The sequence below is a fragment of the Nakamurella multipartita DSM 44233 genome (genome assembly GCF_000024365.1).
In the GTDB taxonomy this organism is placed as follows: domain Bacteria; phylum Actinomycetota; class Actinomycetes; order Mycobacteriales; family Nakamurellaceae; genus Nakamurella; species Nakamurella multipartita.
On record NC_013235.1, the window covers coordinates 1,933,211 to 1,954,053 of the forward strand.

At 68.1% G+C, this 20,843-nt stretch carries 13 protein-coding genes and 1 tRNA gene; 2 read left to right on the top strand and 12 right to left on the bottom strand.

Annotation, left to right across the window (positions count from 1 at the left end):
- Positions 1 to 347: 347 nt before the first annotated feature.
- From pyk to NAMU_RS08865, 12 genes are all read right to left on the bottom strand, one after another.
- Positions 348 to 1,766: a pyruvate kinase gene (gene pyk / locus NAMU_RS08810; RefSeq protein WP_015747058.1), complete on the bottom strand. Its 1,419-nt coding sequence runs from the start codon at positions 1,764 to 1,766 to the stop codon at positions 348 to 350.
- Between the two features lie 94 nt (positions 1,767 to 1,860).
- Positions 1,861 to 3,243, bottom strand: coding sequence for a UTP--glucose-1-phosphate uridylyltransferase (locus NAMU_RS08815; protein ID WP_015747059.1), 1,383 nt, complete (start codon positions 3,241 to 3,243; stop codon positions 1,861 to 1,863).
- 92 nt (positions 3,244 to 3,335) lie between these two features.
- Complete coding sequence (galK, locus tag NAMU_RS08820) at positions 3,336 to 4,493, bottom strand: galactokinase (protein WP_015747060.1); 1,158 nt, start codon at positions 4,491 to 4,493, stop codon at positions 3,336 to 3,338.
- Positions 4,490 to 5,452, bottom strand: coding sequence for a UDP-glucose 4-epimerase GalE (galE, locus tag NAMU_RS08825; RefSeq protein WP_015747061.1), 963 nt, complete (start codon positions 5,450 to 5,452; stop codon positions 4,490 to 4,492). The genes galK and galE overlap by 4 nt, the downstream gene beginning before the upstream one ends.
- Positions 5,453 to 5,678: 226 nt before the next feature.
- Positions 5,679 to 7,226, bottom strand: a complete 1,548-nt coding sequence (locus NAMU_RS08830) for a glycoside hydrolase family 31 protein (RefSeq protein ID WP_015747062.1) — start codon at positions 7,224 to 7,226, stop codon at positions 5,679 to 5,681.
- Positions 7,223 to 9,466, bottom strand: a complete 2,244-nt coding sequence (locus tag NAMU_RS08835) for an alpha-galactosidase (RefSeq protein ID WP_015747063.1) — start codon at positions 9,464 to 9,466, stop codon at positions 7,223 to 7,225. The genes NAMU_RS08830 and NAMU_RS08835 overlap by 4 nt, the downstream gene beginning before the upstream one ends.
- A gap of 90 nt (positions 9,467 to 9,556) precedes the next feature.
- Complete coding sequence (locus NAMU_RS08840) at positions 9,557 to 10,756, bottom strand: ROK family transcriptional regulator (protein WP_138180035.1); 1,200 nt, start codon at positions 10,754 to 10,756, stop codon at positions 9,557 to 9,559.
- A gap of 114 nt (positions 10,757 to 10,870) precedes the next feature.
- The gene (locus NAMU_RS08845; RefSeq protein ID WP_015747065.1) at positions 10,871 to 12,268 is read right to left on the bottom strand and encodes an ABC transporter substrate-binding protein; all 1,398 of its coding nucleotides are present in this window, start codon (positions 12,266 to 12,268) and stop codon (positions 10,871 to 10,873) included.
- Between the two features lie 149 nt (positions 12,269 to 12,417).
- Positions 12,418 to 13,383: a carbohydrate ABC transporter permease gene (locus NAMU_RS08850; protein WP_015747066.1), complete on the bottom strand. Its 966-nt coding sequence runs from the start codon at positions 13,381 to 13,383 to the stop codon at positions 12,418 to 12,420.
- Between the two features lie 9 nt (positions 13,384 to 13,392).
- Positions 13,393 to 14,322 carry a carbohydrate ABC transporter permease gene (locus NAMU_RS08855; RefSeq protein WP_015747067.1) on the bottom strand — a complete coding sequence of 310 codons (930 nt, stop codon included), beginning with the start codon at positions 14,320 to 14,322 and terminating at the stop codon, positions 13,393 to 13,395.
- Positions 14,323 to 14,411: 89 nt separating this feature from the next.
- Positions 14,412 to 16,568, bottom strand: a complete 2,157-nt coding sequence (locus NAMU_RS08860; protein WP_015747068.1) for an alpha-galactosidase — start codon at positions 16,566 to 16,568, stop codon at positions 14,412 to 14,414.
- A 914-nt stretch (positions 16,569 to 17,482) separates the two neighbouring features.
- Positions 17,483 to 17,555, bottom strand: a tRNA-Lys gene (locus NAMU_RS08865).
- 248 nt (positions 17,556 to 17,803) lie between these two features.
- Here NAMU_RS08865 and NAMU_RS08870 point away from each other — a divergent pair.
- Positions 17,804 to 19,186 (top strand): GAF domain-containing protein, encoded by a 1,383-nt coding sequence (locus NAMU_RS08870; RefSeq protein ID WP_015747069.1) that lies wholly within the window; start codon positions 17,804 to 17,806, stop codon positions 19,184 to 19,186.
- Between the two features lie 341 nt (positions 19,187 to 19,527).
- Positions 19,528 to 20,817 carry a glycoside hydrolase family 26 protein gene (locus NAMU_RS27170; RefSeq protein ID WP_015747070.1) on the top strand — a complete coding sequence of 430 codons (1,290 nt, stop codon included), beginning with the start codon at positions 19,528 to 19,530 and terminating at the stop codon, positions 20,815 to 20,817.
- The last annotated feature ends 26 nt before the right edge of the window (positions 20,818 to 20,843 follow it).

Below are 20,843 nucleotides of genomic sequence, written 5' to 3' on the forward strand. Positions count from 1 at the left end.
CGGGCTCGATCGCAGACAGGACGCAGTCACCGGTGTGGGGAATTGGTGTAATCGGTTGTCGAATGACTTGGCCGACCGTGTGCCTGGCGATGCCGAGAGCGACCGGGGCCGTGATCGCGACGACCACGGTGACTGCCAGGACCAGGACGCCCCAGCCGCGGCGGCCAATGCCTCCTGGGTGGGTCAGCGCCGCTCGTGCCGGCGGAATCGTCACCGCGGCTGCCATTCGATCATGGGTGACTGATTTCCATCAATCGGTCTCGACCGGGCCTGACCGGACATTCTCCCGCACCACCGGGGATCGGGTCTGACGAAATGCTGGTCGGTGCGGTCGAGCAGTCGTCGGCTCAGTCGTGATGCCCCAGCCGGTGCACCCGAATGAGCTTGGTGGAACCGGAGGTGTTCGGCGGCGCGCCGGCCACGATGACCACGGTGTCGCCGGGCTCGAACCCGGGGATCTCCAACATGGCCTGGTCGACCTGCTCGACCATCTCGTCGGTGGTGTCCACCGGCGGGGTGACGAAGGTCCGCACGCCCCAGGTCAACGCGAGCTGGTTGCGCACCTCTTCCTTCGGGGTGAACGCGATGACCGGCAGCCCGGTGTGCAGGCGGGCCATCCGGCGCACGGTGTCACCGGTGAAGGTGAACGCGATGACAGCCTTGGCGTCGATCCGCTCGGCGATGTCGCGGGCCGCGAAAGACAGCACGCCACCACGGGTTCGCGGGGTGTGGGTCAGCGCGGGGGCGGCGACCGACTCGGTCTCGACGGCCTCGATGATCCGGGCCATGGTCTTGACGGCGATGATCGGGTACTTGCCGACGGAGGTCTCCCCGGACAGCATGACCGCGTCGGCCCCGTCCAGGATGGCGTTGGCGACGTCCGAGGCCTCGGCCCGGGTCGGGCGAGAGTGCTCGATCATCGAGTCGAGCATCTGGGTGGCGACGATGACCGGGCGGGCGTTCTCCCGGGCCACCTGCACGGCGCGCTTCTGGACCAGCGGCACCTGCTGCAGCGGCAGCTCGACGCCCAGATCGCCGCGGGCGACCATGATTCCGTCGAACGCGCGCACGATCGCTTCGAGATTGGCGACGGCCTCGGGCTTTTCCAGCTTGGCGATGACCGGGCGGCGATCGGCCCCGACCTCGTCCATCACGTTGCGGACCAGGTCGACGTCGGTCGGCGAGCGGACGAAGGACAGCGCGATCACGTCGACACCCAGGGACAGCGCGAACTTCAGGTCGGCGATGTCCTTCTCGGACATGGCCGGCACCGAGACGTTCATGCCGGGCAGCGAGATGCCCTTTTTGTTGGAGACGGGGCCGCCCTCGGTGACCGAGCAGGTCACGTCGTCGCCGTCGACGGCGGTGACGACCAGGCCGACCTTGCCGTCGTCGATCAGCAGACGGTCACCCGGGCGGGCGTCCCGGGCCAGGCCCTTGTAGGTGGTGGACACCCGGTCCTTGGAGCCGACGACATCCTGCACCGTGATGGTCACCGTGTCGCCGGTGTTCCAGTCGTGCGGGCCGTCGGCGAACCGGCCGAGGCGGATCTTGGGGCCCTGCAGGTCGGCCATGATGGCCAACGCCTTGCCGGAAGACCTGGCCGCATCCCGCAGCCGGTGGTAGATCACTTCGTGGTCCGCGTAATCACCGTGCGAGAAATTCATCCGGGCCACGTTCATCCCGGCGTCCAGCAGAGCGGCGATCGCCTCCTCCGACGAGGTGGCCGGACCCAAGGTGCAGACGATCTTCGCGCGGCGTGTCATGAAGGTTGCTCCATGTCGATCGGAGGAAGAGGGAGGGCGGCGGTGGGAAGTGGGTCGGTGACCGCCACCCGCGGGGGAGCAGGGTGAGGGCTCATCACTGCAGGATCGTGCCGTCGGCAATCGTGCCCGGGGCGTGGTCGGCGGGCACGGTGACCGATCCTCGGACGATGACGTCCCGGCCGAAGGTCCAGGCGCCGTGCACGGCGAGCCGATCGCAGGAGACCAGTGACGGGGCCCCGTGCGGGAACAGCCGGTCGAAGTCGCCGACCAGCTTGTAGGCCGGATCCAGGTCGACCAAGGGTGCGCTCGTTCGGCTTTCGGCCAACCGGAGTTCGATGTCCTCGGTGATCCGGTAGGCGTCCGAGCGGAGCACCAGCAGGTCGCTGGTGGTCTTGACGGGCAGGAACCGGTCCCGTGGCACTTCGATGGCCACCGCGCCGGGGAAGACGCCCACGGCGGCGCCCATCGCGGTCTCGATCTGGATGACCTCGGGCGAGGTGGGGTCGGTCGGATCGACGGTCTTGACGTTGCGGATGATCGGCAGTCCCATGACCCCGTCGCTGCGACGGAGGGTCTGGTCGAGTGCGCGCAGGTCCATCCACAGGTTGTTGGTGTGGAAGAACGGGTGTCGGGTCGCGTCGAGCGAGACCGCAAGGTCTTCCGGTCGGGTCTGCGCGGTTTCCCGCTGGATCAGCTGGCCGTCGGACCGGCGCCGCACCAGCTGGCCACCCTTACGGTCGGCGTCGGTCTTGCGACTCAGCTCGGCGGCGTACGGCGCACCGGACCCGGCGAACCAGGCCGCCAACCGCGGGTCCGGGCGGGCGCCCAGGTTGTCCGCGTTGGATACGAACAGGTATCGGAACCCCTGGTCCAACAGCAGGTGCAGCAGTCCGCTCCCGTACAGGGCGGTGTAGATGTCGCCGTGCCCGGGCGGGCACCACTCCAGGTCCGGGTCGGCCGGCCAGTGCACCGGGGTCAAGTCGTCCGCCCGCAGCTTGGGTTCACGGTTCTGCCGGAACTCCAACGGAATTCCGTCGACGGCCAGGTCCGGGTACCGGGCCAGTGCCCGCATGGTGTCGGCCGATGTCCGGAAGCTGTTCATGAACGTGATCGGCAACGGCACCGCGAACCGATGGCGCAGCTCGAGCACCTGCTCGGCGATGATGTCCAGGAAGGTGCGGTCCGGTCGGACCGGGAGCAAGGACTTTGCTCGGTCCATGCCCATCGAGGTGCCCAGGCCGCCGTTGAGCTTGACCACCACGGTCGCCGCCAGGGCAGTTCGAGCCAGCTCCGGGTCGATGTCCAGGTCGTCGAGTCGCGGCAGGTCGATGACCGGCTCGAGATCGTCCTCCCGGAGCAGGCCGGTCTCCCCTCGGGCCAGTTGCCGGTAGGAATGGGCGAACGCGGCGATCGCGGCCGAGCCGACGCCGGCCTTTTGCATCAGCGCGCGCGACTGCTCGAGGCCGTCGACCACCATGCGCGAACTCCTTGTCTACGAACGTGTTGATCAACAGCGTGTGATGGTGGCCGCCGGCCGGACCCGTCCCGGCCGGAAGCTTCGGTTTCCGTTCAGTTCTCCCGCCGGGCACCCTGCGCGGGGCTGACCCGGCGTAGGACCGGCGGTCGAAAGCCGTGCCCGGCGAAGGCGGAGACGACCGCGGCACCGACGTGGTCGGTCAGATCGGTCGGGACGAGCGCGATGACCGACCCACCGAACCCTCCGCCGGTCATCCGAGCGCCGAGGGCGCCGGCCGTCAGTGCCGTGTCCACAGCAGCGTCGAGTTCGGCACAGGAGACGTCGTAGTCGTCGCGCAGGGAGGCGTGCGAGGCGGTGAGCAACGGGCCGATGTCGGTGATCCGACCGGCCCGCAGCAGCTCGACGGTGCTTTCCACCCGGTCGTTCTCGGTGACGACGTGCCGGAGCCGGCGGCGCAGCTCGTCGTCGGGGAGCTTGCTCAGCGCGGCGGGCAGGTCGTCGACGGTGACCTCCCGAAGTTGGGTGACGCCCAGGATCTCGGCGGCCAACTCGCAGGAGGTGCGCCGCTTGCCGTACTCGCCGTCGGCGAGGGAGTGAGCGACCTGGGTGTCGACGACCAGCACCGTGAGGTCGTGCGCGGCGGGATCGAACGAGATGTTCTCGGTGCTACCTGATCGGGTGTCGAACAGCAGTACCGAGCCTTCGGCGCAGGCGGCGGACGCGGTCTGGTCCATCGGGCCGCAGGGCACCCCGACGAAGTCGTTCTCGGCCCGTTGCGCGATGCGGGCGATGGTGAGCGGGTCCATCGAGTAGCCGGACAGCGCGGAAACTGCCAGCACGGTGGCGCATTCCACCGCGGCCGAGGATGACAGACCAGCTCCGGCGGGTATCTGGGAGTCCAGGACCAGGTCGACCGATTCGATCGGGCGACCGGTCTGCTGCAGCGACCAAATGGCCCCCAGCAGGTAGCCGGGCCACCCGGCGACGGCCGGGGAGCCAGGCCGAACATCGTCAAGGTGGACCTGGCTGAACTCACCCGGTTTCTGCGCGGACATGATTCGGATGGCCCCGGAGTCGGCCCGGCCGGCGGCGAGGTGAGCGCGGGCGTCGATGGCGAACGGCAGCACCAGGCCGCCGTTGTAGTCGGTGTGCTCGCCGATCAGGTTGACCCGGCCGGGCGCGGAGAACACCCCGTCAGGTTTCCGGCCGTAACTGCGACGGAACAGGTCGGACACGGTCGTGGTGTTCATCGGGTGGTTGTCCCATCGGAGGCGAACTGCCATGCGTCGGTGACCATGTCGGCCAAGGTCAGCTGCGGTGCCCAACCGAGCCGTTGCCGGGCCCGGTCGTTGGAGGCGACGAGTCGGGTCGGGTCGCCGGCCCGGCGGGGGCCGACCGAGTGCGGAACGGGTGTGCCGGTGACCTGTTCGATGGTGGTCAGGACCTCGCGGACGGAGTAGCCGTCGCCGCTGCCCAGGTTGCAGATCAGGTGCTCGCCGGGCGCGGCCCCGGTCAGGGCCTGGACGTGGGCCCGGGCCAGGTCCAGCACGTGGACGTAGTCACGGATCGGGGTGCCGTCCGGGGTGGGCCAGTCGTCGCCGAACACGGTCAGCGGGTCCTTGGTGCCGGCGACGGCACCAAGCGCGTTGGGGATCAGATGGGTCTCCACCGCGTGCCGCTCGCCGGCACCGAGCGCGGCCCCGGCGACGTTGAAGTAGCGCAGGGACACCGCGGCCAGCTCAGTGGCCGCGCATTCGCCGGTGATCATCATGTCGACCGCGAGCTTGGTCGCGCCATAGGTGTTGGTGGGCCGGGTGGGGGCGTCCTCGGTGATGGGCACGGCGTCCGGTTCGCCGTAGGTGGCCGCCGTGGAGGAGAACACCAGGGTCGGCACTCGATGCTCGGTGATCGCGTCGAGCAGGGCGCGGGTGCCGGACACGTTGGTGCGCCAGTACAGCGAGGGATGACCCACCGATTCCCCGACCAGCGACTTCGCCGCGAAGTGCAGGACCGCGTCGAACCCGGCGCCGGCGAGAACGCCTCCTGCTGTTGTGATGTCGGCCTCGATAAAGTCGACACCGGCGGGGATCGAGTCGGCATGGCCAGTGGAGCAGTCATCCAGCACGACCACCTGGTGGCCCTGCGCGAGCAGGAGCCGGGTGACCACCGAGCCGACATAGCCCGCCCCGCCGACGACCAGCGCCTTCATTGGTGACCGCCCAGGTTCAGGTGCTGCCGGGCGGAGCCGAGCGGCTGGCGACCGAGGCGGATCGGCCGGCCTGGGCGGACGGGTATTGACGTCACTGTCACTGGGGGGCACGTGAAACTCACCGTCCTATTGTCGGCTGCACTTCCCGATAAGTCAACAGATACGAACAGAAAGCGTGGTTGCGGATGTTTGAATATGTTGGGCTGACTGGCAGCCTGCGTGGTGATCATGCGCGCCGGTACCAGGGAACTGAGGTCAGCGTGACGGGGATGGACCGCACGTCCGGACCATCGAATCGGGCTCGGTCCGGGGCCACCCAGCACCCGGCGGGAAATCGGACCCGCCGGGTCGTCGCACCAGGCTCCAGAACCGGCGCGACCAGGATGTCGCCGCCGAGGGTGTACTGGTCGGTGGTGCCGGGGTCGTCGGGATCGTCGTAGGCCAGCGACCGCAGGATGGGCTCACCGGTGCGGGCGGCGTCGTGGACCATTGCGGTCAGCTCGGCCAGCAGCGTTTGGCGCAGGTCGACGGCCTGTCGCACCGCCATCAGATGATCGGCGTCCAGCACCCGGTGCGGGGCCAGAGAGAACTGCATCATCGGATGCAGTGCGGCGAGCTGGGCGTAGCGGACGAACAGTTCCTGATCGACGCCGGCCGCGGCGGCGGCCAGGTCGCCGCCGCCGATCATGTCCGGGCAGACGAACGGGTGGCCGATCAGACCTTGGGCGATCGACTCGGGGATGAGCGAGGCCAGCCCGTGGCCGTCCCAGGTCGGCGGTTTGTCGTGCAGACGTTGCGCGAGTGGGGAGCCACCCATCTTCCAGCCGGCGCGGTATTCGTTGAACGAGTACCGCAGCCCGACGCGCGCCCAGGCTTCGCAGAGCTCGGTGGGGGTCGCACTTTTCGCCGTCACGTCGTCGAGCCGGTAGTCGCGCAGGTCGCCCGCGTCGAACTTGAAGCCGTCCACCCCATACCGCTCGCGGAGTTCGTCCAGCTCGCCGGTGAACCAGGCGATCGCGTCGGGTGTGGTCAGGTCGAGCATCGCGCTGTACCCGTTCCACCACTGCCGGACGGCGATCTCACCGTGCGGTCGGCGAATGAGCAGCCCCCGGCCGGCCAGGTCCCGGAACGTCGCACTATCCGGGCTGATGAAGGGCACCACCCACAGCATCACCGGGCAGCCCCAATCATGCAGGGTCGAGATCATGCCGGACGGGTCCGGGAACGCGGCCGGATCGAAGCGCCAGACTCCGTAGTCGACGCTCCAGCGATCGTCGATCATCACCACCCCGGGCGGGAACCCGGCGTCCAGCAGCCCCCGGACGTAGGCCAGCACACCGTCCTGGGTGGGCCGGTACGGCAGCTCCATCCACGTGTTGTACTGCGGCCCGGCGAATAGCGGGGCCGCCGGGGCCCGGCCCAGCGCGGGGAAGTTCACCCGGGCGGCGCGGAAAGCCCCCGCCAGCGTTGGGGTATCACCCTCGCCCACCACGACATCGGTGCCGGAAACGGCAAGTTGACCGTCGGCGAAGCCGAACGCGAACGCCTGAGCCGACCACACGTACCGCCCCCGGCTCGAGACCAGCAATGGCGCAGACTGGTTCGCTCCCGCGGCGGGATCACCGACAAACCCCGCGTTGGTCGACAGGTCCCGGTGGTGCCGGGAGCCGACACCGAACGGCATGACGGTCCCGTCGGCGACCGCGCCGCCCCACCACAACTCGCCATCCAGCAGCGGCATGGTCCGGCCCGCTGGCTCCTCGGCGGAGGTCATACCCGGGTGACGCGCAGCAGCAGCAGCTGCTCGGGAAGCAGATCGGGCAGCTGCACCCCGGCGTAGGTCAGCGCCGCGCCGGTCAGGTCGGTCCCGGTGACGAGCCACGGTGGCAGGTGCTTGTTGTTGCCGTTGCGGCGCTCGGCGTCCTCGCCCTGGATGACATCGCCGGGCGGCAGCAGCTCCAGGTGATAGGGCGCGTCCGGATCCAGGCCGGGAATGACGAGCCGGCCGATCGGGGCGCTGTCGGCGGTCGCGATCGCGGCGATGCTGATCACGGCTTGGGAAAGGTCGGCCGCGTAGACACCCTGCACCATCAGCGAGGGGTCGACGTCGTCGAAACGGACCACCCGGCCGGTGTGCAGGAGCGGCCGCAGCTTCTTGTGCAGGGCAACCCATTCGCCCAGTTCAGCTCGCTCGGCGGCCGACATGCTGGTCAGGTTGGCCTCGATTCCCATGTGGCCGAACAGGGCGGTGCCGGCCCGGAAGGACAGGTTGTGCCGGCGTCCGGTGGTGTGCGCCTGGCCGGTGCCGATGTGGGCGCCGAGCATCTCCGGCGGCACCAGCAGCCCGGTGTAGCGCTGGATCGTCTGCCGTTCCAGGGCGTCGATGCAGTCGCTGGTCCAAACCCGATCGGTGCGCTGCAGCACCTCCAGATCGACTCGGGCGCCGCCGGAGGAGCATGACTCGATCTCGACCCCGGGGTGGCGGCGGCGCAGTTCGTCAATCAGCCGGTACACGGCCAGGGTCTGGTCGTGCACGGCCGGCTGACCGTCCGGACTGTGCCCGGCGTCGATCAGATCCCGGTTGTGGTCCCACTTGAGGTAACTGATGTCGTGCTTCTTGAGCAGGTCGTCCAGGCTGCCCAGGATGTAGTCGAACGCGCCCGGATTGGCCAGATCCAGCACCTGCTGGTGCCGTGATTCGATGGGCAGCCGGTGCCCGGTGGACAGCATCCATTCCGGGTGCGCGCGGGCGAGATTGGAGTCGGGATTGATCATCTCGGGTTCAATCCAGATGCCGAACTGCATGCCGAGCTTGGTGACCCGATCCACCAAGGGCTTGAGGCCATTGGGCCAGACGTCGCGGTCGACCTGCCAGTCGCCCAGCCCGGCGGTGTCGTCGCGGCGGCCGGTGAACCAGCCATCGTCCAGCACGTACCGTTCGACACCCACCTCGGCGCCGGCCTCGGCCAGCGCGATCAGCGTCGGCAAGTCCATGTCGAAGTACACCGATTCCCAGGTGTTCAGGATGACCGGACGCGGGCTGCGGGGATGCTGCGGCCGCCCCCGCAGGAAGGCGTGGAAGCGGTCGGCCACGGCGTTCAGGCCGGCACCGCCGTAGGAACCGTAGATCCATGGCGTGGTGTACGACTCGCTCGGCCCCAGGGTGATCTCGCCAGGCAGCAACAGTTCCCCGCCGGACAGCACGGCGTGTCCGTTCGGACTGCGCTCGGCGATCGTGCGGTGATTGCCGCTCCAGGCGGTGTGCACCGACCAGACCTCACCGTGGCCGAAGCCGAAACCGGGCGTGCCAGCGGCCAACAGCATCGTGGCGTCGGCTCCGGTGCGGCCGCGGCGGTTGTCGCGGACCCAACTGCCGACATCGAACCGGCGGCGCTGCGGATGCCGTTCCCGCAGGTGCCGGCCGGTGAAATCGAGCAGTTCGGTGGCACGGGTCGGGACCGGAAGCGACAGGGCCAGCCCGTCGACGGTGTAGGGCGCGCCGGCCTGGTCGGCGATCGACGTCAGGGTGGCTCGGGTGCGAAGCACCCCGGCCGGCAACAGCTCCAGGGTCAGCACGAGGCGCAGGCCGGCGTCCGGATCCGCTGCGTCGACGACGACGCGTCGGGTTCCGTCCCGGTCGTTGCTCGAGCTGACGGTCGTCACGTCGAACAGGGTCGACCACTGATGGCCGGCACGGTGTCCGAGCAGGCCGGGCAGTCCCAACCAGCCGGTCGAGTGTTCGGCGAGCAGTCCAGGGCTGATCGGTTGGTCGGGAACATTGCTGACCACGGCCTGCACATCGGCTCGAACCAGGTTGTCCAGCGTGGTCCGGTCGAGATCGCCCAGGTCGGCGCCCCAGTGCACGATGCGCGGTAGACGCGGCCCGCGGCAGTCGATCACCACGCTGACCCCGGCGGCTCGCAGGTGCCGGACCGCCGAACCGGGGTGGTTCAATCCGAGGTCGGCCGGCCTCGCGGCCTCATTGACGGTGGAAGTCGTGGCGGGTGAAGTCATGAAGGGTTCTCACATCCGTTGATGCGTAGGGGTAGTCGAGTACATGCCGCCCGGGTCACGGGAGGCCTGGCGATGTGCCGTTGCGGTCGATCAGGCGGGGCTAATGGCCGCTTCCAGTAGTTGCTGCAGGGCAATGACGGCAGCGCCGCGGGCCCATTCCACGAAGCCGAATTCGGCAATCTCGATGGGAACATCGGGCACGGCCCAGTGTTCGACCTCGCTGGCCCGCTCCTGCACGACGTCCATGACCAGCGGGACCATCGTGACCCCCTCACCGGAGATGATCACCTTGCTGGGCGCGGTGATCGCGGTCACCAGTCCGATCAGGGTGCCCAACGCGTAGCCGGCATCCCGCACGACCCGGCTGGCGACCCGCTCGCCCTGGTGGGCCAACGACACGAGTTCGGCATAGGTGAGATCGGGCCGGTGCAGGGCCATGGACGCCTGTCCGACCATCGCCGAGGACGCCAAGTACGACCGGGCGCAGCCGCGATGACCACGTTCGCACAACGGCCCGGACGGGGTGATCGGCAGGTGCCCGATCTGGCCTGCGCCACCGGTGTTGCCGTCAACCAACCGGTCACCGATCACGACCCCGCAGCCGATGCCCGCGCCGATGGTGACCAAGACGAAATCGGTTGCGCCCGCGGCTGCGCCGAACCAATGCTCGGCGGCGGTCAGCGCCCGCACGTCATTTTCGATCACGGTGGGCAATCCCGTTCGCTCGCTGACCAAGCGAGCCAGGGGTACGTCCTCCCAGCCGAGAAAAGGGGAGTGGGTGACCATGTCCGAACTGGGATCCACCGGCCCGGCCAGGCTGATCCCCACTGCTCCGACGGCCGGATCGACCGCCACCTCGGCCAGGATGGCTTCGGTGATCCGGTCGATGGCCGGATCCAGCGGGACGGTCTGCAGAGGGATGGTCCGGTGGCCGAGCACCGTGCTGCGCATGTCGGTGCGAACCAGATTGATCTCGCCGGCCAGGAGCTTGATGCCGACGAGGTGGACGGCGTCAACGTTGACTTCCATCGCCTGGGACGGGCGACCCATCCGCTGCGGCACGGTGGTCTCGGACTCCACCACGAGGCCGCTGTCCTCCAGCGTGCGCACGATCCGGGTCAGGCTCGCGGGTGAGAGACGAAGCCGCCGGGCCAGATCGGCCCGGGACGCCGGGCCATGGACCAGCAGCCGGACGAGCGCGGCCCGGGAGCCCTCGGACAGGGCTGGAAAGGACTCGGTCCGCTCGGACATGTCCAGTACTTTAACTGGTGGAACCAAGTTGGTGGACAAGCTCCGACCCCCGTGATCATCGGTCACACTTGGCGCCGAACGGCATGCCTGCGGACGGCGCCGCGTCCGGCCCGCCGGTGCCCCGGCGGGTCCTCCCGCCGGGGCAACCTTGTGCTACTGGAACAGGGCGTTGACCTGGTCGTTGGCGTCCTTGAAGGAGCTGACGTCGGCCTGGCCGCTCATGAAGCCCTGCAGGGCCGGGGCCATGATCGCGGTGACGTCGGCGGCGTGGTCGGTGATCGGGAACAGGAACGTGGTGCCGTCCTTGACCTGCACCAGGAAGCCGGACATGTCCACGCCCTTGGCCTTGAACGCGGCCTCCGCCTTGTCGGTCGAGGCCGGGATGGCCGGGAACACGACGGCCTTGGCGGCGACGAGGTCCTGGCATTCCTGGGACCCGGTGAACTCGACCCACTTGACCGCCGCGGCCTGGTTCTTGGTGCCGGCGTTGACCGAGTCGGCCAGGCCGTTGAACATCGAGGCGCGCTCGCCGCTCGGGCCGATCGGGGTCGGCGCGATCTTCAGGTTCACGCCCTTGCCCAGGTAGCTGCTGGTGTTCCAGTCCCCCTCGAAGATGGTGGCGTAGGTGCCGGCGGCGAGCTGAGTTCCGGTGTCCACGCCGACGGTCTTGTCGATGGTCGGGGAGTAGCCCTTCTCGGACAGCGACTTGTAGAAGGTCATCGTTTCGTTGAACTTGTCGTCGCCGTAGTTGAATTGGGTGCCCCACGGGTTCTTGTCGGTGTAGGTCCAGCCGTTACTGCCGGTGAACGGGCTCCACTGGGTCTGGCCGTTACCGTCGGTCAGGTTCTCCTGGCCGAATCCGTAGGTCTTGATGTTGGTCTTGTCGAACCCGGGCTCGTCACCGCGGACCCCGTTGGCATCGATGGTCATGTGGGCGATGAACTTCTCGAACGTGCCGCCGTCGGTGGTGTTCCAGGTCAAGTTCTGCAGGTCCGCGTCGGTGTAGCCGGCCGCGGTGATCATGTCCTCGTTGTAGAACAAGCCGATGGTGTCGAAGTCCTTGGGCAGGCCGTAGATTCCGCCGTCCTGGGCGGTCCACAGCGACAGCAGGCCCTTCTGGTAGATGTCCTTGTCGGCGCCGTCGGCCTTGAGCGCGTCGGACAGGTTGAGGATGTACTGCTTGTTCACGAACTCCGGGTACTTGGACAGGTGGTTGGTGAACACGTCCGGTCCGGTGCCGGAGGTGAACCCGTTGTTGATCTTGGCCCAGTAGTCGTCCCAGCCGTACTGGGTGATGTTGACCTTGGCGTTCGGGTACTTCTTGCTGAAGGCGTCGGCACACTCCTGGTAGGCGGGCAGCTGGTTGGAGTCCCACAACCAGTAGTCGATGCTTCCCGAGACGTCACCGGTCACCGCGGTCGCGGCGGCGCCACCGCCGACCGACACGCTCGCGCTGCTGCTGTCACTGCTGCTCCCGCAGGCCGTCAGGATCATGGCCAGGGCAGCGGTACCGGCGATCCACGCCGACCGCACCGCACGGGTTCTCTTCATCGAGATTCTTTCCTTTCTTGGGCCTCTCGGCCGAGACGGGTCGAGTGACCCCGGGGTTGACGGCCACGTGGCCGATGTCGGTGCAGTCGCGGTGACCGCCCCGGAAGGCCAAGGCCGTCCGGTGATGAAAACGCTTGCTGGCGAGGCGGTTACTTGATGCCCGAGAACTGGATGGAGTTCACGACGCGCCGCCCGAAGATGATGAACAGGATGATGATGGGCAGGGCCGCGAGCAGGGTCATGGCCATCAGGCCGGGCCAGTCCGGTGACCCACCCGGGGTCTGGGAGCGGAAGATGCCCAGCGCCAGGATGAGGGTCTGGGCCGACTCGTCCCGGGCGATCAGCAACGGCCACAGGTAGTCGTTCCAGGTGTTGATGAAGGTCAGGATCGCCAGGGTGGTGATCGGTGCCGCGCTCATCGGCACGATCAGCCGGAAGAAGATCCGGAAGTTCCCGGCGCCGTCGATCTTCGCCGCTTCCTCCACCTCCCGACTCAGGCCGAGGAAGAACTGCCGCAGGAAGAACACAGCGAACGGGGTCATGAACAGAGTCGGCAGGATGATGCCGGGCAGGGTATTCAACAGGCCGAGGTTGTTCATTAGGATGAAGTTGGGCAGGCTGGTGAAGATCGGTGGCACGAACAGGGCGGCCAGGAACACTCCGAACACCACGTCGCGTCCCGGCCACTGCAGGCGCGAGAAGGCGTAGGCGGACATCGCGCAGAACAGGGTCTGGCCGATTGTCACGGTGGTGGCGATGATGATCGAGTTCCGCAGGGCGAGCCAGAAGTTCACCGATGCGCCGGAACCACCCTCGGCTTGCGCCTGTTCGATCGTGCCCAGACCAAGGACCCGTTTGAACGCACCCAGGGTCGGGTCGACCGGCAGCAGACTTCCCGGTTCGGTGGCCAGCAGCGCGCCGTTGGAGAACGCAGTCCGCGCCATCCAGTAGAACGGGAACAGGGTTACAAACATGAATCCGATCGCAACCACCCAGACGAACAGCCGTCCCCAGGAGAACCGTCGGCCCTCCTTCGGTTCGGGGTGGCTCCCGTGCTGGATGTCGTCGTGCGCGTCCAGCGCCTCGATCGACACCGGCGGATTGTGTGAAGTCATCGAGTTCTCCTAGGCCAGGTCCGACTCGCGGCCGCGCAGCGCCTTGAACTGGATCAGCGCAACGACCACCAGGATGACGAACAAGAGCACGGAAATGGCTGACCCGTAACCGAAGTGGCTGCGGTTGAACGCCTGGTCGACGATGTAGTATTGGATGACGTTCGACGAGTTGGCCGGTCCGCCCTTACTGGTCACGGCCACCGTGTCGAAGACCTGGAACGACCCGGTCACGGAGGTGATCAGCACCAGCACGATCACCGGTCGAAGCAGCGGCAGGGTGATCTTGAAGAACTGCTTCACTTCGCCGGCGCCGTCCAGGGATGCGGCCTCGTAGACGCTGGTTGGGATGGTCTGCAGGCCGGCGAAGATGAGCAGGGCGGTATAACCCATGTACTTCCACACGTTGACCAAGGCGATGGTTGGAATCACCCAGGTACTGCTCCCGAAGAACGAGATGCTGCCGATACCCAACTTCTCCAACATCACGTTCACGATGCCCAGGTTGGGATCGAGCATCCAGAACCACACCAAGGCAGCGATCACCGGGGCGATGAAGTAGGGAGTCAACAACGTCCCACGGGAAAGAGTCGACGTGACCACCCGCTGCATCAACAACGCGATCATCAACGCGAGAATGGTCTGGACGACGATGTTGATCACCACGTACTCGACCGTCACCAACAGGGACTTGGCCAGCACCGGGTCGTGCAGCATCTGCTGGTAGTTGGCCAGGCCGACCCATTTGCCGGGCTTGTTGCCGCCGTCGTAGTTGGTGAAGCTCAGGTAGAAGCCCCGGATGGTCGGCCAGAGGAAGAACAGCCCGAAGCCGATCAGGCACGGGAGGATGAAGACAAGGGCAATCTTCAGATCGCCGATGTCCCGTCGTTTCTTAACCGGGGCGGCAGGACGGGTCGAAGCCGATGCGCTGCTGACGCTCATGTCGTGCCTCCGTTCTCGAGCAGGGCGGTCGTGGGCACTTCACTCACTCCTTTGTGGCCGGCGGGGTCGCCGCGGACCTCCGACGGGTCTCACGCCGACACGGCGCGGGCGCGGAGGATATGGGTGTACTCGGGGAACATCGCGGGGATCTGCACGCCGACTTCGCGCAGGGTTCGACCCGACAGGACGACGCCTTCGTCCCACCAACCGGGATACTGGTTGGTGCCGGGGTAGTGGTCGGACGGTGGAAGGGGCTGCACCCGATAGCGTTTGACCGGATCCAGGCCGGGAAGACTGACCCGGCCCGGCGGGAAGGTGACCGATCGACCGACGGTGGTGATGCCAAAGACGGCGTCGGACTGGTCCACCGCGACCACACCGTTGATCCATACGGCCGGATCGGGATGGTCGCCGACGACAACGTCCCCGGAATGGAGCAGAGGGCGCAACTGCTTGTGCAACTCGACCCAGCGACGCACTTGGTCCAGCTTGCCGGGACTGGTCGAGGTCAGGTCCCACTCGATGCCCATGTGCCCCCAGATGGCGGCCGCCGCCCGGAATCCGAGGTGGTGCCGACGCCGGGTCGAGTGGGCCTCCGCGTCACCCAAGTGCGTGCCCACCAGCTCCGGCGGGAGGAGGAGCTGGGTGTACCGCTGGATCTGTTGGCGCTCAAGGGCATCGATGCAGTCGCTGGGCCAGACCCGGTCGGTCCGGTTGAGGATCTCCAGGTCGATCCGGCCGCCGCCGCCCGCGCACGACTCGATCTCCAGACCGGGATGAGCCGCTCGGAGTTCGTCCATCAACCGATAGACCGCCAAGGTATGGCGATGCACGCCCGGAACGCCGGTGGGCCAATGACCCGCCTCGACCACCATCCGGTTGTGGTCCCACTTCAGGTAGCCGATGTTGTACTCGTTCAACAGTGCGTGCAGGCACCCCGCGATATGTGCGTAGGCCTCCGGGTGACCCAGATCAAGCACATGCTGTTGCCGAGTGGCGATGCCCTCCCGTCCACCGGCGCGGAAGATCCACTCCGGATGTTCACGAGCGAGCTCGGAATCAAGGTTGATCATCTCCGGCTCGACCCACAGGCCGAACTGCATGCCTAGCTCTTCGACACGATGAATCAGCGGTTTGAGGCCGTTGGGCCAGACGGTGGGGTCGACCTGCCAGTCGCCCAGACCGGCCGAGTCATGCCGACGGCCGAGGAACCAGCCATCGTCGAGCACGAATCGCTCCACCCCGACGTGGGCAGCGCGCTCGGCCAATTCCAGCAGCCGCGGCAGATCGTGGTCGAAGTAGGCCGCTTCCCAGGTGTTGACCAGCACGGGCCGCTCGGTCCGCGGATGCCTGGGCCGCGAGCGCAGGAACCGATGGAACCGCCGACTGACCTCGTTCAGACCGCTGCCGAAGACACCGTAGAGCCAGGGTGATTCGTAACCTTCGCCACGTTCAAGCCGTACCTCGCCCGGCAGGATCAGCTCTCCGCCGCCAATCATCTTCAGCCCGTTGTACATCCGCTCGGCATAGCTGACCTGGTTGCCGGACCAGCCGACGTGCAATCCCCAGAGCTGACCGGACTCCCAACCGAAGCCGGTCGTCCCCGCGGCCAGCAGGAACGGAGAGTCCAATCCGGGCCGTCCCTGCCGGGACTCGCGAGCGTGGGTACCGACCTGGAAGGGTGAGCGCTGCGGCGACCGCTCCCGGGTATGCCGACCGGTGAAGTCGAACAGCTCATCGGCCCGGGTCGGCACCGGCAGTGCCAGCACCAGGCCGTCCAGCTGATAGGTCGATGACCCCTGATTGATCAACGCGGCCCGCAGCCGCACCAGTCCGGAGTGGGTCAACTCGACGTCCAGGGCCAGGTCCAGCTCGGCCGTCGGGTCGGCGGCGTGATAGCGAAAACCGGTCGCCACCGTCTCGCTCCGTTCGACAATCTCGGTCACAAGAAGTCGGAACAGCGGTGAGAATGCCTGTCCATTCGAGCTTCCGGCGATTCCCGGGCGGCCGACCCACCCTTCGGCGGGGGTGGGAAGCACACTCACCCGTTCGGGGACGTCGATGCGGCTATCGCCGAACGGAGCCTGAGTTGCTCGCCGGAGCTCGACCAGATCTGCCGACGACAGTTCACTCAAAGCGGGTCCCCAGTACAGGACCGTCGGGAGACCGCCTCCCGCTGTATCCAGGACGACGCTGACACCGCCGGCACAGAGGTGCGCCAGATCGTCATGGACCAGCTCGGGCATCGTCTCTCCAGTGAGTGTGCTCATACTTTCAGCGAGTTACTAACGAGATACAACCATAGAGCAAGCTAGTCGTCAAGAGGTCTCAGTTCGCCTCAATACGCAGAATTGGGCCTGGGCCTGGACTCCGCCGGTCGCATGACTGGCCGCCGGGCGGTCATGCTGGCTACCCGCCTCCGTGGAGACATGTTCAGGAGTCACGAGAAGTATTGTGGGAAACCATGTTTGGCGACGGTTCGGGAGATCCTGCAGAGGCCGACGGGCAACCCGCGTGGCCGGGTCTCGCGCTCTTGGCGTGCCCGGGCCTGACCTGAGGCCCCAATCGGCTGGCCGCGACGACCGGCGGAGGTAGGGCATTGGTTAGTGCATGCAACTCACGAAGAGGGGAGTCACAGCCGGTGATGCTCACCACAGGATGGCGGACGTGCTCGGTCATCATCCTGTTGGTAGTGACGCCGGTCACTCTCTACCGCGGATCGGCTTGCATAACGAAATAAACTGAACCATCCGTGTCGCCAACGGCAGGAAGCTGGGGATGGAGGCGGCCCGGACAACCCCTCGCCGGGCGGGAGTCGTCGTCAGGGGGTCATCGAGCCGACATCCGATCCCGAAGGTCTCGAGACGGCCCGGCCCGGCAGGCGGCCTGAGCGGCTGGATCCGGTGATCCGACGGGGGCCGGCCGACAACGGTACGGGCGTCGAGCATGAGGCCGTCACCGAGATCTTGCTCTGGCCCGCAGGGCAACTCAACTGACCGCCCGGTCCACCATCGCGTGACGGACGGGATCGGTGCGCCGGGCCTGGGACGTGCCGTGAGGCTGCGTGGCCTCGACCGGTACCAATCAACCGTGCGATGAATCCACAGGACGAGGAGCCGGACACCGGCCAAGACCCGGTGAGGGTCTTGATCTGCGGAAGTGCGCCATCAGGGACTCGAACCCCGAACCCGCTGATTAAGAGTCAGCTGCTCTGCCAATTGAGCTAATGGCGCGTGACCCCGGATGTGCTCCAGGACCGGCGATGACTCTACATGCTCACCCCCGCGGAACACGAAACGCCTGGTCAGCGGCCATGCCCGGGGGGTCAGGGGGGCGGACCGGCCCGGCTGGTGCGGCCGCCCGGACGGCGCGGCGACCGCTGCGGCCGATTGCGCAGCTCGGGGCGGCTTGCCCGGGCCGGGTAACCTGGGCGGACATGCTGCGGACCAGCGACGATGCTGCCCGCCATCCGGAGGAACCTATGGCTTCAGCGAGCGGCCGCTCGGCGGGCTCCCGGGAGGGCGTCACCCGGCCGGCCCCCGCCTCGTTCCTCGCGCTGCCCAAGGGGTCGAACGCGGTCAGTGAGCGCAACCGGCTCGAACGGGCCTACGACGCCTTCCTGAGCACCGGTGAGGTCGGCTCCGTCCGCCCGGTGGTGGCCGATTCCTGGCGCCTGTCCCGGGCCAGCGGGGTCAGCCCGGACGGGGTGCTGCCCGAGGTCGACCTGCTGGACCGGGAACTGGAGGCCTACCGATCGGCGCACCCGCTGGCGTCGGTGATGCCGTTGCTGCGGCGGCTCCTGATCGACGAGGCCGAGGAGGCCGGCGCGATCGTCGTCGTCGCCGACGCCGACGCCCGGCTGCTGTGGGTGGAGGGCGATGCCCAGCTGCGTCGTCACGCCGAAGCCATGAACTGGGTGGCCGGAGCTCGCTGGGACGAGCGGGTGGCCGGCACGAATGCGCCGGCGGCGGCCATGCGACTCGATCATGCCCTGCAGGTCTTCGCCCGCGAGCACTTCGCCAGCAACGTGGCCGGCTGGTCGTGCACGGCCGCTCCCATCCACGACCCGCTCACCGGTGAGGTGCTGGGTGCGCTGGACATCACCGGACGGGACGAGGTCGCCGCTCCGGCCGTCCTCGGTCTGGTCCGGGCGGCGGCCGCGGCGGCCGAGACCGAACTGCGGATGTTGGCCCTGACCCGGCCGCCCGCCAAGTCGTCCCGACGCTCCACCGCCCGGCCGACACTGCTGACGGCGGCCGGAACGCAACGGCTGTCGGTGCTGGGTCGGGACCGGGCCTTGCTCGGCGCGGAGAACGACCCCGCCGGCGGAACGGAGCTGTCCATGCGGCACTCCGAGTTGCTCTTCCTGCTCGCCCGGCACCGGGCCGGGTACAGCGCCGACCAGCTGGCCATCGCCCTGCACGAGCGCGATGTCGCCGCCGTGACCGTGCGGGCCGAGCTGAGCCGGCTGCGTTCGTTGGTGCCCGGGCTCGGGCTCTCCGGCCGCCCGTACCGGCTGACCTCGGCGCTGACGACCGACGTCGACACGGTGCGCGCCTGCCTGTTGCGCGGCGATGTCGCCGCCGCGGTCGAGGCCTACCCCGGTCCGGTGCTGCCGTCCTCGGAATCACCCGAGGTGCAGGCCGCCCGGGACGAGGTGCACCGCGAGATCCGTTCGGCGGTCCTGGGTTCGGCCCATGCGCCGGCGGTGCTGCGATTCGCCAACCGGCCGTGCAGCCGCGATGACGTGCTGATCTGGCGGCACGCCGTCCGGCTCGCGCCGCCCTCGACCAAGCCGGTGCTGGTCGAGCACCTGTTGCGCATCGAGCGGGAACTGGGCGCGGCCCCGGTCCGCTCCCGCTGACCGACCCCGTCGCCCGGCCCGGCCTCTTCGGGCGGCCCGCAGGCCGGATTTCGCTCGTTCCGGGCGGAGTTCACGCCGTCGGGTTCATCCGTCACTGATCGGCACCGCAGTGGGCGGACCGGCCGACCCTGATGACGTCGGGTTCCCGGCCTTGCGGGCCACCGCGGAGTTCCGCTCGCGCCGTTCGGGGCGAGTCGCCCGATTACTATCCGCAACAATAGGACGGATAGTGGTCGCTCTCCGTCACTGATGGACCAATGCCAGCGCTACCCGCGGGGTAAACCTCATGGTGACGCCGCGGGGATCGGCGCCATCCATCCGCCGGGCGGGAGGACAGCGCGATGCGCAAGATCTGGATGGTTCTGGGCGCCACGGTGGTCAGCGTCCTGCTCATCGGTTCGGTGGCCAGCGCATCGGCCCGCAAAGACCCCTGCGACGACTCGGCCGACGACCGAAGCTATCTGGCCTGCCGGCTGGACCGCATCGACGCGTCGCTGCCCAGCGGATCGACGGTGACGGTCACCCGGACCTCGGTGCGCACGGTGACGGTGACCGCGACCCGTCCGGCCTCCACCGCGGGTAGCGCCACCCCGACCAGCCGCACCTCCACCCCGTCGACCACCAACTCACCCACCACCGCATCGCCCACTGGGTCACCGACTCCGCGCTCCACGACCACCGGCGCCGGTTCGGTCGGCACCTGGTGGTCGGGGCAGTCCGACGCGAGCACGACCAAGGACGGCAGCTTCGCCGCCTGGCGCGGCCGGGACGTGGAGATCGTCGGGCTGTGGGCGGCGACGGACAGCGCGCAGGATGCGATCGACACGCCGCGCTGGAACGTGGCCAGCCCCAGCCAATATCCGCAGTTCGCGGCCTACGTCAACGCCACGCGGCTGGACTACGCCTTCGGTGCGTTGCTCGACGGGGAGAGTTGGGCCAAGGCGGCGGCCGGGGCCTACGACTCGCGGTGGATCGACCAGCTCGATGTGCTGCGGTCGTCCTGGGGCAATCGGCCGGCCGGCGCTGTGTACCTACGGTTCGCGCACGAGTTCAACGGCTCGTGGTACCCCTGGCGGGTCACCCCGGCCGACACCGCGAACTTCAAAGCGGCCTGGGTCCGCTGGGCCGGTCTGGCCCGGCAGCATTTCCCGGGCGCGCGAATCGTCTGGTGCCCCAACGCCGGGTCCAGTTACGAGTACGACGTACGCACGCTCTACCCGGGCGACCCGGTCGTCGACGTGATCGGCGTGGACCAGTACAACTTCTGGCCGTGGGCCAACACCGCGCAAGAGCTGCAGGCGAAATGGGAAGCGACCGACCGGGGTGGGCCCAGGGGGCCGGAGACCTTCCGCCGGTTCGCCGCCGAACACGGCAAGCCGATGGCCCTGCCGGAATGGGGCAACGACAGCAGGGCCGGCGACGCCTCCGGCGGGGGTGACTCACCCGCGTTCATCGCCTTCGTGCACGACTGGTTGCTGGCCAACGGGTCTCGCACCCCCGCCGCCGGCAAGGTCGAGTACGAGATCTACTTCAACGTCCCGGGCTACGGGGACTCGCTGTTCAGCCTGTACCCCGAGGACCGGGAACCGGGGAACACGCAGGCCGCCGCGACCTACCGCCAACTCTGGTAATTCGCGGTCGTCCACGGCCCCCCGCG